The following is a 15,095-nucleotide window of genomic DNA, read 5'->3' on the forward strand; positions in this document are numbered from 1 at the left end:
ACCAAGAAACGGCCACTGAGGCCACTCCAAAGCGAGAAAGCATTAGAGGTGTGAACCATGGCGGCAGCCCCGGATCGTGCAAAAGCGCTCGAAGCAGCGCTGGCCCAGATCGATAAGCAGTTCGGTAAAGGCTCAGTCATGCGGCTCGGGGACGAAGTCCGGGCCCCGATCGAGGTTATCCCTACCGGGTCCATTGCGTTGGATGTTGCCCTGGGAATTGGAGGCCTGCCCCGTGGCCGCGTCGTGGAAATTTACGGGCCGGAATCCTCGGGTAAGACCACCGTGGCCCTCCACGCCGTGGCAAACGCCCAGCGCCAGGGCGGCATAGCAGCCTTCATCGACGCCGAGCACGCCCTCGATCCTGAATACGCGGCAAAGCTCGGCGTGGACACGGATGCGCTCCTGGTTTCCCAGCCGGACACGGGTGAACAGGCCCTGGAGATCATGGACATGCTGGTCGGTTCGGGGTCCCTGGACGTCATCGTCATCGACTCCGTCGCCGCCCTGGTGCCCCGCGCGGAAATCGAAGGCGACATGGGTGACAGCCACGTAGGCCTCCAGGCCCGCCTCATGAGCCAGGCCCTGCGTAAAATCACTGGCCGGCTGAGCCAGACCAAAACCACGGCGATCTTCATCAACCAGCTCCGTGAAAAGATTGGTGTCTTCTTCGGTTCCCCTGAAACCACCACCGGTGGTAAGGCGCTGAAGTTCTACGCCTCCATCCGTATTGACGTGCGCCGCATCCAGACGCTCAAGGAAGGTGCCGACTCGGTCGGTAACCGAACCAAGGCCAAGATCGTCAAGAACAAGATGGCCCCGCCCTTCAAGATCGCAGAGTTCGACATCATCTACGGCCAGGGCATCTCCCGCGAGGGCGGCATCATCGACATGGGCGTGGAGCACGGGATCATCAAGAAGTCCGGCTCCTGGTTCACCTACGACGGAGACCAGCTGGGCCAAGGCATGGAAAACTCGCGCAGGTTCCTCCGTGACAACCCGGAGCTGGCTGCCGAGCTTGAGCGCCTGATCAAGGAAAAGCTCGGTGTTGGCGTGAAGCCGGCGGAGCCCGAGTCCAAGGACTCGCCAAAGCTGAAAGCCGTTGACGGTTCTAGCCTTTGACCAGTACTGAAAGTGCGCGTCCCCGCCGGGCCGGAACCGGCGGGCGGCGCGCTGCTTCGTCTTCGAACCAGTTCCAGGATGGACCGGACGCAGCCTCACCGGTTGCCGCGGACCCTGAACCGGATCCGGTTTCGGTCGCCCAGGCGATCGTATACCGGCAGCTCGCCGCCTCGGCGAAAAGCAGGCTGCAGCTTGCCCGCAAGCTTGCTGAGAAGAATGTTCCGGAGGACGTTGCCGAGGCCGTGCTGGACAAGTTCCAGGCAGCGCGGCTCATCAATGACGCCGGATTCGCGGACATGTGGGTCCGGAGCCGGTCCCAGTCCCGGAAACTGGCGAAAGGGGCGCTTCGGCGGGAGCTCGCGGATAAAGGCGTAGACCCGGAAACCGCGGCCGTGGCCCTTGAGCAGCTCTCGGACGCTGATGAAGAGGCTGCTGCCCGCAGCCTGGTGGAGCGGAAACTGCGTCCGGGGATGGACCTCGGGGACCGGGCGGAGCGGGACAAAGTCACGCGCCGGCTGGCGTCCATGTTGGCCCGCAAGGGATACCAGCCCTCACAGGCCTTCCGCATCGTCACCGAGGTCCTTGATGCCCATGCTGCCGCTGACACCGGCCAGCCACCGAACCGGTACCCTTAACAGGTGAGTTTGACCATTCCTTCCCCTCTTTCCGGCACCAACCCGTCAGAGGCCCGCGCCGCGGCCCAGCCTTCCCCCGCCGCGGTTCCCGGCCAAGAGAAGGCCCGCACGTATGAAGTGCGCACCTTCGGTTGCCAGATGAACGTGCACGATTCAGAGCGCATGGCCGGCATGCTGGAGGACGCAGGCTATGTTCCGGCAGCTGGTGCGCAGGCGGATGTGGTGGTGTTCAACACCTGCGCTGTCCGCGAGAACGCTGACAACAAGCTCTATGGCAACCTCGGGATCCTGGCCCCGGTGAAGGCAGCCAACCCCGGCATGCAGATCGCCGTCGGCGGTTGCCTGGCGCAGAAGGACAGGGAAACCATCCTGAAGAAGGCGCCCTGGGTGGACGCCGTCTTCGGTACCCACAACGTCGGTGCCTTGCCTGCACTGCTGGACAGGGCCCGGCACAACGATGAGGCGCAACTGGAGATCCTCGAATCGCTGGACGTCTTCCCTTCCACGCTGCCCATCAAGCGCGACTCCGTCTACTCGGGCTGGGTCTCCATATCCGTGGGCTGCAACAACACCTGTACGTTCTGCATCGTCCCCGCCCTGCGCGGCAAGGAAAAGGACCGCCGCCCCGCGGACATTCTCGCTGAGATCCAGGCCCTGGTGGATGACGGTGCCATCGAAGTCACGCTCCTCGGCCAGAACGTCAACTCCTACGGCGTGGAGTTCGGCGACCGGCAGGCGTTCTCGAAGCTCCTTCGCGCGTGTGGGGCAATCGAGGGACTCGAACGGGTCCGTTTCACCAGCCCTCACCCTGCCGCTTTTACCGACGACGTTATCGATGCCATGGCCGAAACGCCCAACGTGATGCCGCAGTTGCATATGCCGCTGCAATCCGGCTCGGACAAGGTCCTGCGGGACATGAGGCGCTCCTACCGGTCCACGAAGTTCCTCGGCATCCTCGACAAGGTCCGGGAAAAAATTCCCCATGCAGCCATCTCCACGGACATCATCGTCGGATTTCCCGGCGAGACGGAAGAGGATTTCCAGGCCACCCTGGATGTGGTGGAACAGTCCCGGTTCGCCACCGCCTTCACTTTCCAGTACTCCAAGCGCCCCGGAACACCTGCCGCGGACCTGCCGGACCAGTTGCCGAAGGCCATCGTGCAGGAGCGCTTCGAGCGGCTCACCGCGTTGCAGGACCGGATCGCCGCTGAGGAGAACCGGAAACAGCTTGGCCGCCGCGTAGAGGTTATGGTCACCGCCCAGTCGGGGCGCAAAGCCGGAGAAACCCACCGGCTGTCCGGACGGTCCCAGGATCAGCGGCTGGTGCATTTCTCTGTACCGGATGGCGCCCCTGCCCCCCGCCCGGGCGATCTTGTCACCGTCACCATCACCGAGGCCGCTTCCTTCCACCTCGTCGCCGACCCCACCCTCGAGGATTACAGCCTGCGCCGCTCCCGCGCCGGCGACGCGTGGGACAGGTCCCAGGCAGACTCTTGCGGCGCACCCGCACCGGGTGCCGCCAACGGCCGCGCCGGCGTATCCCTCGGGATGCCTTCGCTGCCTGTACGCACGGGCTGATCCGTGGGCTCCCCGCCGGTCATCGCCGTCGTCGGTCCTACGGGTTCGGGTAAGTCCGACCTCGCCGTAGGCCTCGCCCTCGAGCTGGACGGCGAAGTCATCAACGCCGACGCCATGCAGTTCTACCGCGGCATGGACATCGGCACAGCGAAAATCACGCCTGCTGAACGCAGGGGAGTGCCGCATCACCTCCTGGACATCCTGGACGTCACCGACGAAGCCAGCGTGTCCAGGTTCCAGCAGCAGGCGCGTGACGTTGTCGCGGACATCCACGCACGCGGCAAGCGCGCCATCCTCGCCGGCGGCTCCGGCCTGTACGTGCGGGCTGCCCTCGACATCCTTGAGTTCCCGGGGACAGACCCGCGGCTGCGGAAGCAGCTTGAGGATGAGCTGGCGGTCCGGGGCGCCGGGGCGATGCTGGCCCGGCTTGAAAAAGTCGACCCAGTGTCCGCAGGCAGGCTCGCAGACGACAGACGCATCATCCGCGCCCTGGAGGTCCATCAACTCACCGGCCGGCCGTTCAGTTCCTTCATGCCCCGGCGCGAGTACTTCCAGCCCGCGGTCCAGATAGGCCTCACCGTCGACCGCGACCAGCTCCGCGAGCGGCTCGCCCTCCGGGTTCACCGGATGGTGGAGAACGGCCTGCTCGCCGAAGTGGAACGGTTGGAGAAGCAAGGGCTCCGGGAGGGCAAAACAGCGCCCCGGGCCCTGGGATACTCCCAATTCCTGAGGGTCATCGACGGCCAATCAACGGTCCCGGAAGCCGCGGAGGAGACTATCGTGGCAACCCGCCAGTTCGCCCGCCGGCAGTTGACCTGGTTCCGTGCCGATCCCAGGGTTAAGTGGTTGGACTGGCAGGATCCGCACCTGCTCTCCGAAGCAGCAGCACTCAGCCGGTAGGCATCCACACACGCGTTCAGGCCTGCTCTTTCCGGCCGGTACCCTTGAAACCATGAACGCAACCCTTGCCGCCACCACTGCGCACGCTTACAGCACCCTGGGTGGGCTCCGCTTCTCGAAGGGGCACGGCACCGGCAACGATTTCGTCCTGGTGGCCGATCAGGAGGGCAGGCATACCATTGCCGCCGAGCAGGTGGCGGCCTTGTGCGACCGCCACCGCGGTATCGGCGGAGACGGGCTCATTCGCGCCGTCCCGTCACGCTTCCTGCCCGAGGGGCGCGAGTTGCTGGCCGTGACGCCCGAGGCAGAGTGGTTTATGGATTACCGCAACGGTGACGGATCACTGTCGGAAATGTGCGGCAACGGCGTTCGGGTCTTCGTCCACTTCCTGCGCACCGAGGGTCTGGTTGACCTGCCCGACGGCGGGGCGCTCACCATTGGCACCCGCGGCGGGGCAAAGACGGTGATTCGGACAGGTGAGGACTACGCCGTGGACATGGGCCCTTGGGAGTTCATCTTTCCGGGCGAGGCCACCGCCAAGGCGATGGATTCACTGGTCACAGCAGAAGGACTGGAAGTTCCCCGTCCCGCCTTGTCAGTCAGTATGGGCAACCCCCACACCGTGGTTGCCCTGGCAGAACTATCGGAACTCGCCGGCACCCGCCTCTTTACCGCACCCGTGGTTGATCCGGTACCGGTCAACGGCACCAATGTGGAGTTTGTGGTTCCCTCCGAACCATTGGTGCATGACGGCGTCGGGTCAGTCACAATGCGCGTGCACGAACGCGGTGTGGGGGAGACCCAGTCATGCGGAACGGGAGCCTGCGCCGCAGCCGTGGCTATCCGGCACTGGGCAGGAGCCGAGGCCCCTGACACCTGGGAGGTGCACGTTCCAGGAGGCGTGGTGGGCGTCAAATTCTTTGCCGGGCCGGGGGGACACGAACACGTCGAGCTGAGCGGGCCCGCCGTTATTGTGGCAACTGGGACGCTTTCCTGACCTTCAGGATCCGGAAGGACTTGGACGTCGATTCCCGGCTTACGCTGAAGGATTCATCCAGTTCTGCCGCCAGCCAACGCTGAAGCGAATCCGAGCCCAGGTTCTTCTGCACCACCAGCCACGCCGTTCCCCCCGGCGCCAGGCGCGGCAGCCACAGCTTCAGGAGCGAGTGCAGTTCGTCCTTGCCGATCCTGATCGGCGGGTTCGACCAGATGGTGTCGAAACGCAGCTCCGGATCCACAGCTTCGGGAGTGCTCGCCACCACATTGGTCAGTCCCAGCGCCGCGGCGTTCTCATTGGTGAGCGTGATGCACCGTTCATTGACATCCACGGCGTAAACCCTTGCCTGCGGTGCACGCAGCGCCATGGTGAGCGCAACCGGACCCCATCCGCAGCCGATGTCCAGCAGGTTCCCGGCAGCAGCGGGCGCCGGAACTTCGGCCAGGAGCACGGCGGTTCCCTTGTCGATTCCATCCGGGCTGAAAATGCCTGAGGAGGTCTGCAGCCGGCGCGTTTCCCCTGCAAGTTCAACCGTTAGGGGTTTCCGCGTGAACGGGCCGGCGGGGGATGCGCTGAAATAGTGTGCGGACTCCATAACTCGCCAGAGTAGTTCCCCTTGCAGCGTAAAGTGAAACCCTGCGCTTTGCTGCTCTGCTAGGGTTGAAACCATGTTCCTGATCTTCGAGTAGCCGGCACGGGCCTTGCCCGTCCCGCAGCCTTGTCCCACAGCGACGCAGGTAATTATCCTTCCGCACAGTGCACCGGACCACGCGCAGGCGTATGTTCCGGCCGCCGGACACGATTCGAAGGTCAGCTTCCCGCTGTCTCCCTCGCCGATTCTCCGGCTCCCTCATTTTCGCCACTTCCCTTGGAATGTGGCCGCCACTGCCGTCCGCTTTTTTCCGGCCGGCGAAAACGAACCAGGAGAACTGCATGACCGCAGGCCGTCAGCCCAGCGCGAATACTTCCCCAAGCACCAACAATCGGCACTATTCTGGAACTGCCGAATCTTCAAAGGAGACCATGACCAGCCAGCCCAACACCGGATCCGATCCAGCCGCCCAGGACATGAGCCCTGAGGAAATCCAGGCCGTGATCGACCGGATTCTTTCCAAGGACGTACCGGCGAAAGCCGTCAGCACGCCAGGTGATTCAGGCCGCGGCGACGGAAGGCCTGTACTGGGCAAGGCCCAGGCCATATCCCGCCTGGACGAAGAACACACGACGTACGACGGCGACCAGCAGGACCTCGAGGAACGCCGCGCCCTTCGGCGCACGGCAGGCCTTTCCACGGAACTGGAAGATGTCACCGAAGTCGAATACCGGCAGCTCCGCCTGGAACGCGTCGTCCTCGCCGGCATCTGGTCCGAGGGAACCCTTGCAGACGCGGAGAACTCGCTGCGCGAGCTGGCCGCCCTCGCCGAAACAGCCGGTTCCGAGGTCTTGGACGGCCTCGTGCAGCGCCGTGACAAGCCCGATCCGGGTACGTTTCTGGGCTCGGGCAAAGCACTTGAACTGAAGGACATCGTGATGTCCACCGGCGCCGACACCGTTGTGGTTGATGCCGAGTTGGCCCCGTCCCAGCGCCGTGGCCTTGAAGACATCGTCAAGGTCAAGGTGATTGACCGGACCGGGCTGATCCTGGACATTTTCGCCCAGCACGCCAAGAGCCGGGAAGGCAAGGCGCAGGTGGAGCTCGCGCAGCTCGAGTACCTCCTGCCCCGCCTTCGCGGCTGGGGCGAATCGATGTCCCGCCAGGCCGGTGGCCAGGTGGGCGGCGCAGCGGCGGGTATGGGTTCTCGTGGTCCCGGTGAGACGAAGATCGAGCTGGACCGCCGAAGGATCCGCACCCGCATGGCCAAGCTCCGGCGCGAGATCGCCGCGATGAAGCCCGCCCGGGAGACGAAACGGGCCAACCGCCGTCGTAATGAAGTGCCCTCGGTGGCCATTGCCGGGTACACCAACGCCGGCAAGTCCTCACTGCTGAACCGCCTCACGGACGCCGGGGTGCTCGTGGAGAACGCACTGTTCGCCACGCTGGACCCCACGGTGCGCAAAGCCGAAACTGCCGACGGGCTGGGCTACACGCTGGCGGACACCGTCGGATTTGTCCGCTCCCTGCCCACCCAGCTGGTGGAGGCGTTCCGCTCCACCCTCGAGGAGGTTGCGGACTCGGACCTGATCCTTCACGTCGTTGACGTCTCGCACCCGGACCCCGAGGGCCAGATTGCCGCCGTCCGCAAGGTCTTCAGCGAAGTGGACGCACGCAAGGTCCCGGAGATCATCGTCCTCAACAAGGCCGACGCCGCAGATCCCTTTGTGGTGGAACGGCTGAAGCAGCGCGAGCCGCGCCACGTTGTGGTTTCGGCCCGGACAGGAGAGGGCATCCCCGAACTCCTGAAGGCGATCAGCGAGTCGATTCCGCGCCCGTCCGTCAAGCTCGAGCTGCTCATTCCCTACGACCGCGGGGACCTGGTCAGCAAGCTGCACGAGTCAGACGCAGAGATCATCAGTGTTGACCACGATGAAGCCGGTACCCGGGCAGTAGTTAAAGTCCGGGAGGGCCTCGCGGCTGAACTGGAATCATTCGTCAGCAATGACTGACCTCGTGGCTGACGAAGCCACAGGCACGGCCGGCGAGCAGTTTGTCATTGACCTGCTTGACCGTGCCGTCGCCGGCATGGGCGGGCAAAGCCGCAGGGGGCAACATGAGATGGCCCGGCAGGTGGCACGCGCGATTGAAACGGGCGACCACCTGCTGGTCCAGGCCGGGACGGGTACGGGCAAGTCACTGGCGTACCTGATACCGCTCATTGCCCATGCCCTCGAGAGCGACAAGCCCGCCCTGGTCTCTACGGCGACGCTTGCCCTGCAGACCCAGATTGTGGGCAGGGACATTCCCCGGCTCCTGAAAACCATCACGCCGGCGCTGGACCGGCCGGTGAAGGTGGCGCTGGTCAAGGGACGGTCCAACTACGTCTGCCGGCACAAGCTCGAAGGCGGGTTTCCCTCCGAGGAACCTGCAGAGGGCCAGCTGTTTGCGCTCGGCGAGGACACCAGTGTCCCGCACTTTGCTGCAGCTGTGGGCGGTCCCGCTTCCCAGCTGGGCAAGGAAGTGGTCCGCTTGCGGGAATGGGCGGAGAAGACCACTACGGGAGACCGTGATGAGCTCCTGCCCGGTGTCACTGACCGGGCCTGGCGGCAGGTCTCGGTGACCTCGATGGAGTGCCTGGGCGCCCAGAAGTGCCCCATGGCAGCAGAATGCTTCAGCGAACTCGCACGCCAGGACGCCGCCGAAGCCGACGTCGTGGTCACCAACCACGCCATGCTCGCCGTCAGTGCCTTCGAAGGCCTCGCGGTGCTGCCCGAATACGACGTCGTTGTGGTTGACGAGGCACACGAACTCCAGGACAGGGTTACCGGCGCCGTTTCGGGGCAGCTCTCGGTGGCCATGGTCCATACCGCAGCTGCGGGAGCGCGCAAGCATACGGCCGTTACCGTGGATGCCCTTAGTGCGGCTGCCGCCAACCTTGAAGCCGCCCTTGCCGGAGTTCCCAATGGACTGCTTCCCAATGGCCTCAACGATGAGCAGCTGGACTGCGTGGACCAGTTGCGTGAAGCCTGCCGCGCCGCACTTTCCGACTCCAAGGGGGACAGCAGCACCACTGCCGACGGCGGGAGGCAACTGGCGCGCTCCCGGCTGATGCTCATCCTGGAACTGTGTGAACGTCTCCTCGCCGCCCGGGAGAACCGGGAAGTGGTCTGGTTTTCCCGCGCCAGTTCCTTTGACCCCCAGCAGGGGTACTCCCAGCCCGACGAAACAGCTCCCGCGCTGATCAATATTGCGCCGCTGTCCGTGGCAGGGCGGCTGCGCGAGGGCCTGTTCGCGAACCACACTGTGGTGCTGACTTCCGCCACCCTGGCAATCGGTTCAGCCTTTGAGCCCGCCGCCGGCGGGCTGGGGCTTGTGGGAGAGGGGGCGCCCAGCTGGACGGGCGTTGATGTGGGATCGCCCTTTGACTATTCCAGGCAGGGAATCCTGTACGTGGCAGGTCACCTGCCCAAGCCCGGCCGCGGAGCATCCCCGGAAGCGCTGGCCGAACTTGAGGCCCTGATCAGGGCATCAAACGGCGGGGCGCTGTGCCTGTTCTCCTCCCGGCGGGCGGCAGAAGAAGCGGCCGATGCGCTGCGGCCCAAGCTGGGAATGACCATCCTGTGCCAAGGCGACTCCACCATGACGGCCCTGGTGAAGCAGTTCGCGGACGAACCTGACACCTGCCTGTTCGGCACGATGTCCCTGTGGCAGGGCGTGGACGTTCCGGGGGGCTCCTGCCGACTGGTGGTCATCGACCGGATTCCCTTCCCCCGGCCCGATGATCCCCTGATGACAGCCCGGTCCCGGGCAGTTGCGCAGGCGGGAGGCAACGGCTTCATGTCAGTTTCGGCCACCCACGCCGCCATCCGGCTCGCACAGGGCGCGGGACGGCTGATCCGGTCAACCGGGGATAAAGGCGTGGTGGCGGTGCTTGATTCCAGGCTGGCCACGGAACGCTACGCCGGATTCCTCCGCGGTGCCCTGCCGCCGTTCTGGTCCACTACGGACAGGAAAACAGCCATGGCGGCGCTGGAGAGGCTGGCCAAGGAAAAGATTTGAGCGCCCCGGCTGACGGGCCGGGGCGCTCATAGCTGGAGGCACAGGTGTGTTCGAACTCCGGGGCCGTTTAAAGCGAGCGGAGCACCGACACTACCTTGCCCATGATGGTGGCGTGGTCGCCAAGGATGGGCTCGTACTGGGTGTTCTGGGGGAGCAGCCAGGTGTGGCCGTCGCGCTGACGGAAAGTCTTAACAGTGGCTTCGTCGTCAAGCAGGGCAGCAACAATATCTCCATTGGCCGCATCTGCCTGGCGGCGGACCACCACCCAGTCGCCGTCGCAGATGGCAGCGTCCACCATGGAATCACCGGCCACCTTGAGCATAAACAGTTCCCCCTGGCCCACGAGCTGGCGGGGGAGCGGCAGGACGTCCTCCACCTGCTGGTCAGCCAGGATGGGACCACCGGCAGCAATCCTGCCCACAAGGGGGACCATGGCTGTGTCCATGGCGGTGGGAAGAACGGTGACGGTGCCGGCCCCCTGAAGGGAAGGGGCAGGCTCCGCCGCCTGCTTGGATGAACCACCGTCGAGGGTAAGGGGCATCAACACTTCCATGGCGCGCGGCCGCTTGGGATCGCGCCGCAGGTAGCCAAGCTTTTCCAGCTGCGAAAGCTGGTGCGTGACGCTGGACAGGCTTGCCAGGCCCACGGTGTCACCGATCTCGCGCATGGACGGCGGATACCCGTTGTCATTGACCGAGCGCTGGATGGTCTCGAGGATCCTTTTCTGCCGCGGCGTCAGGCCCTTGGCGGTCTTCTTCGGTTGGGAGGTTGCCCTGCCCCCGGCGGCTGCTGCTGCCATATTCGCCAATGCCTTTCGGTTGCCCCGGACTCCTGTGGCCCGGACCTGAAGTTCACGCCGGAATTGTCAGACCCTGCTGATCAACTTTCAGAGTGGTTGTTCTTTCTCTCAAAACTAGGCCAGCCACATTGCTTTTTCAAACATCTGTTCTAGCGAGTCTCGACAATGTTCGTTGATAAGTGCTAAAACAGAGGGAGCAAAGTTCGAACATTTGTTCTACTCCGGTCGAAGCCATTCGAAAACAGGCGGCAAGGGCCGCCAAGGCGGCGGCTTCGGAGGGGAATATCGGGCAGCACAGTACGGTCCAGGAGGGCTAAGTCATGTCAGCTACATCTGCTTCGCGGGATTCATTTTCAGTGCACTACTTGTCCGGGCCTGAGGCCAGGCCGGAGGAGGGGCCTGTGCCCCTGCCGCCCCTGCGCCTGACGCGCCGCGGGAAGATCGTCCTGATCGGCATTCCCCTGGTCCTGCTCGCGGCCCTGCTGCTTTCCCTGGCCGGATTCTTCAACTCGCCGGCAAAGGCCTCCGATTCGGCGGCTGACCTGTCCGTTACCCCTGCCGTTACCGTTACCGTCCAGGCAGGGGAATCCTTGTGGGCTATCGCCGGGAGCGTTGCCCCGGAGCGGGATGCGCGTGACGTCGTGGCTGACATCGTCCAACTGAACAACCTGACCGGCGGCGCGGTCTTCCCGGGGCAGCAGTTGTACGTCCCCACCCGGTAGGTGCCGCTCACCCGCCGGCTGCTGGAGGCCAACGCGGACAGGACGTTGATGGCCCGTCGTGAAGGCCGGCTCAGCGCGAACGGGAAGCCGTCACATTTTCCGGCTCCCCGGGCTGGCACTAAACTGTTCAGGTGAATGACCAGCTAGAGCGCCTCAACCGGTTACCCCTCCGCAGCAACCTTCGTGGGCTTACCCCCTACGGCGCACCCCAGCTGGACGTCCCTATCCTCCTCAACGTCAACGAGAACACCCATGGTGTCCCTGAGAACGTACGGGCCGCCATCACCGCCGCCGTTACGGACGCGGCCGCAGGCCTCCACCGTTACCCGGACCGCGAGTTCACGGAGCTGCGCAAGGCTCTGGCGGAATACTTGGGGCATGGCCTGGACGAGTCGAATGTCTGGGCGGCCAACGGCTCCAACGAAGTACTCCAGCAGATTCTCCAGGCTTTCGGTGGTCCCGGCCGCACCGCGCTGGGCTTCCCGCCCACGTACTCCATGTACCCCTTGCTTGCCAGTGGCACGGACACGGAATACATCGTGGGCCAGCGCGCTGACGGCTACGGCCTCAGTGCAGAATCCGCAGCACTTCAAGTGAAGGAGCTGCAGCCCAGCATTGTTTTCCTCTGCTCGCCGAACAACCCTACGGGAACAGGTTTGGGGCTCGATGTGGTGGAGGCCGTCTACGAGGCCGGGCACGCCAGCCAGACCATCGTCATCGTGGACGAGGCGTACCACGAGTTCGCACACGACGGGACGCCGAGCGCCCTGACCCTGCTGCCGGGCCGGGAGCGGCTGATCGTTTCACGGACCATGAGCAAGGCCTTCGCCCTCGCCGGAGCGCGCCTGGGCTACATGGCCGCGGCTCCGGAAGTTGCCGACGCACTGAGGCTGGTGCGCCTGCCGTACCACCTGTCGGCTGTAACCCAGGCAACTGCCCTCGCGGCCCTCCAGCACCGCGAGGCGCTGCTGGCCGATGTTGAAGACATCAAAAAGCAGCGCGACCGTATTGTGGCCGGACTGACGCGGTTGGGCCTCAAGCCGGCGGCCTCCGATTCCAATTTTGTTTTCTTCGGCGGGCTGGAGAATCCCCACCAGGTCTGGCAGGAACTGCTCGATGCGGGCGTCCTGATCCGCGACGTCGGCATCCCCGGCCATCTGCGGGTGACAGCAGGTACTGAGACGGAAACCACAGCCTTCCTTACTTCCCTGGAAGGTATCCTTACCGGCCAGCCAAAGCTTCCGGCCTAGACTTGAAGCAGCGGCGCTGGACGCCCTGAACCACTCCTTCTTCCCAAAGGACACTTGACCATGAGTTCCACAGGATCCAATGCGGCCCGGACCGCACGCATGGAGCGTGCCACGAGTGAATCCTCCGTGCTCGTGGAGATCAACCTGGACGGCACGGGCATCTCGGACATTGATACGTCGGTGCCCTTTTACGACCACATGCTGACGGCGCTCTGCAAGCACTCGCTGATCGACCTGACCGTGAAAGCCACGGGAGACATCCACATCGATGTCCACCACACGGTGGAAGACGTCGCCATCACGTTCGGAGAGGTGCTGCGGACGGCCTTGGGAAACAAGGCAGGAATCCGCCGCTTCGGCGAAGCCACCGTTCCGCTGGACGAGGCATTGGCCCACGCGGTGGTTGACGTGTCCGGCCGCCCCTACCTTGTTCACGGAGGTGAGCCGGCAGGCCAGGAGTACCACCTGATCGGCGGCCACTTCACGGGCTCGCTCACCCGCCACGTCTTTGAGGCGATAACCCTGCATGCCGGGATCTGCCTCCACATGAACGTCATTGCCGGCCGGGACCCGCACCACATCGTTGAGGCTCAGTTCAAGGCGTTCGCGCGGGCCCTCCGCGCCGCCGTCGAATCCGATCCGCGTGTTGAGGGCATTCCTTCCACCAAGGGTGCGCTGTGAGCGGCCAGGTGCTGCGCGACGGCGCCATCATCGATCCGTCGGCTTCGCAGAAGCTGCCGTCGCCCGAGGGAAAACCCACCGTTACCGTGCTGGACTACGGCTCCGGAAACGTCCGCTCGGCAGTCCGCGCCCTTGAGCGGGCAGGCGCAGAGGTGATCCTCAGCTCAAAGCCCGAGGACGTCCTGAACGCCGACGGCCTGGTTGTCCCCGGCGTTGGTGCTTTCGAAACCGTGATGCGTGAACTTAAGGCCGTGGACGGCATCCGCCTGATCGGCCGGCGGGTAGCCGGCGGTCGCCCGGTCCTGGGCATCTGCGTTGGACTGCAGGTGCTCTTCGAAGCCGGCGTGGAACACGGCACAGAAGCTGAAGGCATCGGCGAATGGCCCGGGAAGGTCGAACTCCTTCCGGCGGAAGTTGTCCCGCACATGGGCTGGAACACCGTCAAGGTGCCCGACGGGTCCAAGCTCTTCGCCGGCGTCGAGAACGAACGGTTTTACTTCGTTCACTCCTACGGCGTGCAGGACTGGAATTTCGACGTCGTCCAGCCCCGGATGGCCGCACCCCTCGTTACCTGGTCCGAGCACGGCGCCCCGTTCATCGCCGCGGTTGAGAACGGGCCACTGTGCGCTACCCAGTTCCACCCCGAAAAGTCCGGGGACGCCGGCGCCCGTTTGCTGCACAACTGGGTGGAGGCCCTCCGCAAGCCTTCCGTGGCCGGCAAGCCGGAGGAAACCGGCGAAACCTCTCCCGGCGGCGCCTGAATGTGGTCCGTTATCCTGATGGGCCTCGCCGGCCTGCTGGTGGGCGGCGCCCTGTCCTTCCGGCAGCAGCATAAGCCGCTCTGGACCCAGGTCTCGTTCTACGTCCTGGCCGGCATGGCGCTGCTGGCCGCCTACCTGCTCACGCTGCCGGAAAACTAGCTGCCCTCCGGCCAGCTGCCGGTTACCCTCCGCCGCACACCCCTGCCCCCAACAATGAGGATCACGATGAACTCCGCTATCGATTTGCCGGTACTTGAACTGCTGCCCGCCGTCGACGTCGTCAATGGACAGGCCGTCCGGCTGGTGCAGGGGGAAGCAGGCAGCGAAACCAGTTACGGCACACCGCTGGAGGCGGCCCTGAACTGGCAGCAGCAGGGAGCGGAATGGGTCCACCTGGTTGACCTGGACGCCGCCTTCGGCCGTGGTTCCAACGCAGACCTGCTCCGCGAGGTTGTGGGCCGGCTGGACATCAACGTTGAGCTCTCCGGCGGGCTCCGCGATGACGAAACCCTTGAGGCAGCCCTGGACCTGGGCGTCGCCCGCGTGAACCTGGGTACCGCGGCGCTGGAGAACCCCGAATGGACCCGCAGGGCCATCGAACGCTTCGGCGACAAGATCGCCGTCGGACTCGATGTCCGCGGAACCACCCTGGCCGGCCGCGGCTGGACCAAGGAGGGCGGGGACCTCTGGGACGTCCTGGGCCGGCTCGAAGAGGCAGGCTGCGCGCGGTACGTCGTCACCGACGTGACCAAGGACGGCACCCTGCAGGGACCCAACGTGGAACTGCTCCGCCAGATGGTGGAAAAGACCGGAAAGCCCGTAGTGGCGTCAGGCGGCATTTCCAGCCTGGATGACCTCAAGGTCCTGCGTTCCCTGGTTCCCTTGGGTGTCGAAGGTGCCATCGTGGGTAAAGCACTGTACGCCGGCGCCTTCACGCTGCCCGAGGCACTCAACGTCGCAGGCCGCCGCTAGGCGCCTGGCAGCCGATCCAGTCACTCC

At 64.9% G+C, this 15,095-nt stretch carries 15 protein-coding genes; 13 read left to right on the plus strand and 2 right to left on the minus strand.

Translation table 11 applies throughout. The annotated features are described in order from the left end of the window. Positions 1-57 precede the first annotated feature (57 nt). Genes recA through dapF form a run of 5 tightly spaced genes read left to right on the plus strand, consistent with a single transcriptional unit; the run spans position 58 to position 5,229 of the window. The gene (recA, locus tag AC5RT4_RS16570) at positions 58-1,119 is read left to right on the plus strand and encodes a recombinase RecA (RefSeq protein ID WP_494106476.1); all 1,062 of its coding nucleotides are present in this window, start codon (positions 58-60) and stop codon (positions 1,117-1,119) included. Next, on the plus strand, positions 1,116-1,754 hold the full coding sequence (locus AC5RT4_RS16575; RefSeq protein WP_494106477.1) for a regulatory protein RecX: 639 nt from the start codon (positions 1,116-1,118) through the stop codon (positions 1,752-1,754). Before recA ends, AC5RT4_RS16575 begins: the two co-directional genes overlap by 4 nt. A gap of 3 nt (positions 1,755-1,757) precedes the next feature. After that, positions 1,758-3,332 carry a tRNA (N6-isopentenyl adenosine(37)-C2)-methylthiotransferase MiaB gene (gene miaB, locus AC5RT4_RS16580; RefSeq protein ID WP_494106478.1) on the plus strand — a complete coding sequence of 525 codons (1,575 nt, stop codon included), beginning with the start codon at positions 1,758-1,760 and terminating at the stop codon, positions 3,330-3,332. A gap of 3 nt (positions 3,333-3,335) precedes the next feature. Continuing rightward, entirely contained in the window at positions 3,336-4,232 is an 897-nt protein-coding gene (gene miaA, locus AC5RT4_RS16585; protein WP_494040836.1) for a tRNA (adenosine(37)-N6)-dimethylallyltransferase MiaA, read from the plus strand. A 52-nt stretch (positions 4,233-4,284) separates the two neighbouring features. Continuing rightward, complete coding sequence (gene dapF, locus AC5RT4_RS16590) at positions 4,285-5,229, plus strand: diaminopimelate epimerase (RefSeq protein ID WP_494106479.1); 945 nt, start codon at positions 4,285-4,287, stop codon at positions 5,227-5,229. Here dapF and AC5RT4_RS16595 read toward each other — a convergent pair. Continuing rightward, positions 5,201-5,824 (minus strand): class I SAM-dependent methyltransferase, encoded by a 624-nt coding sequence (locus AC5RT4_RS16595; RefSeq protein WP_494040834.1) that lies wholly within the window; start codon positions 5,822-5,824, stop codon positions 5,201-5,203. The genes dapF and AC5RT4_RS16595 overlap by 29 nt on opposite strands. Before the next feature lie 428 nt (positions 5,825-6,252). On the opposite strand from AC5RT4_RS16595, the gene hflX reads away from it, so the two are divergent. Together hflX and AC5RT4_RS16605 are read left to right on the plus strand one after the other, a co-directional pair. After that, positions 6,253-7,833 carry a GTPase HflX gene (gene hflX, locus AC5RT4_RS16600; protein ID WP_494040833.1) on the plus strand — a complete coding sequence of 527 codons (1,581 nt, stop codon included), beginning with the start codon at positions 6,253-6,255 and terminating at the stop codon, positions 7,831-7,833. After that, on the plus strand, positions 7,826-9,883 hold the full coding sequence (locus AC5RT4_RS16605) for an ATP-dependent DNA helicase (protein ID WP_494106480.1): 2,058 nt from the start codon (positions 7,826-7,828) through the stop codon (positions 9,881-9,883). The genes hflX and AC5RT4_RS16605 overlap by 8 nt, the downstream gene beginning before the upstream one ends. A gap of 67 nt (positions 9,884-9,950) precedes the next feature. Here the strand turns inward: AC5RT4_RS16605 and lexA are convergent, their stop codons facing one another. Next, the gene (lexA, locus tag AC5RT4_RS16610; RefSeq protein ID WP_494106481.1) at positions 9,951-10,682 is read right to left on the minus strand and encodes a transcriptional repressor LexA; all 732 of its coding nucleotides are present in this window, start codon (positions 10,680-10,682) and stop codon (positions 9,951-9,953) included. A 365-nt stretch (positions 10,683-11,047) separates the two neighbouring features. Here lexA and AC5RT4_RS16615 point away from each other — a divergent pair, with 365 nt between their 5' ends. The 6 genes from AC5RT4_RS16615 (at position 11,048) to priA (ending at position 15,068) form a co-directional block, all read left to right on the plus strand. Further along, a complete protein-coding gene (locus tag AC5RT4_RS16615) occupies positions 11,048-11,404 on the plus strand; it encodes a LysM peptidoglycan-binding domain-containing protein (RefSeq protein ID WP_494106504.1) in 357 nt (118 codons plus the stop codon). A 131-nt stretch (positions 11,405-11,535) separates the two neighbouring features. Then, positions 11,536-12,654 carry a histidinol-phosphate transaminase gene (locus AC5RT4_RS16620; RefSeq protein WP_494106482.1) on the plus strand — a complete coding sequence of 373 codons (1,119 nt, stop codon included), beginning with the start codon at positions 11,536-11,538 and terminating at the stop codon, positions 12,652-12,654. 60 nt (positions 12,655-12,714) lie between these two features. Further along, complete coding sequence (hisB, locus tag AC5RT4_RS16625) at positions 12,715-13,335, plus strand: imidazoleglycerol-phosphate dehydratase HisB (RefSeq protein WP_494040828.1); 621 nt, start codon at positions 12,715-12,717, stop codon at positions 13,333-13,335. Next, positions 13,332-14,096 (plus strand): imidazole glycerol phosphate synthase subunit HisH, encoded by a 765-nt coding sequence (gene hisH, locus AC5RT4_RS16630; protein ID WP_494106483.1) that lies wholly within the window; start codon positions 13,332-13,334, stop codon positions 14,094-14,096. Before hisB ends, hisH begins: the two co-directional genes overlap by 4 nt. Further along, positions 14,097-14,255 (plus strand): hypothetical protein, encoded by a 159-nt coding sequence (locus AC5RT4_RS16635; RefSeq protein ID WP_494040826.1) that lies wholly within the window; start codon positions 14,097-14,099, stop codon positions 14,253-14,255. Positions 14,256-14,321: 66 nt separating this feature from the next. Beyond that, positions 14,322-15,068 carry a bifunctional 1-(5-phosphoribosyl)-5-((5-phosphoribosylamino)methylideneamino)imidazole-4-carboxamide isomerase/phosphoribosylanthranilate isomerase PriA gene (gene priA, locus AC5RT4_RS16640; protein ID WP_494040825.1) on the plus strand — a complete coding sequence of 249 codons (747 nt, stop codon included), beginning with the start codon at positions 14,322-14,324 and terminating at the stop codon, positions 15,066-15,068. Positions 15,069-15,095 lie beyond the last annotated feature (27 nt).

The sequence above is a fragment of the Arthrobacter sp. sptzw42 genome (assembly GCF_059089685.1).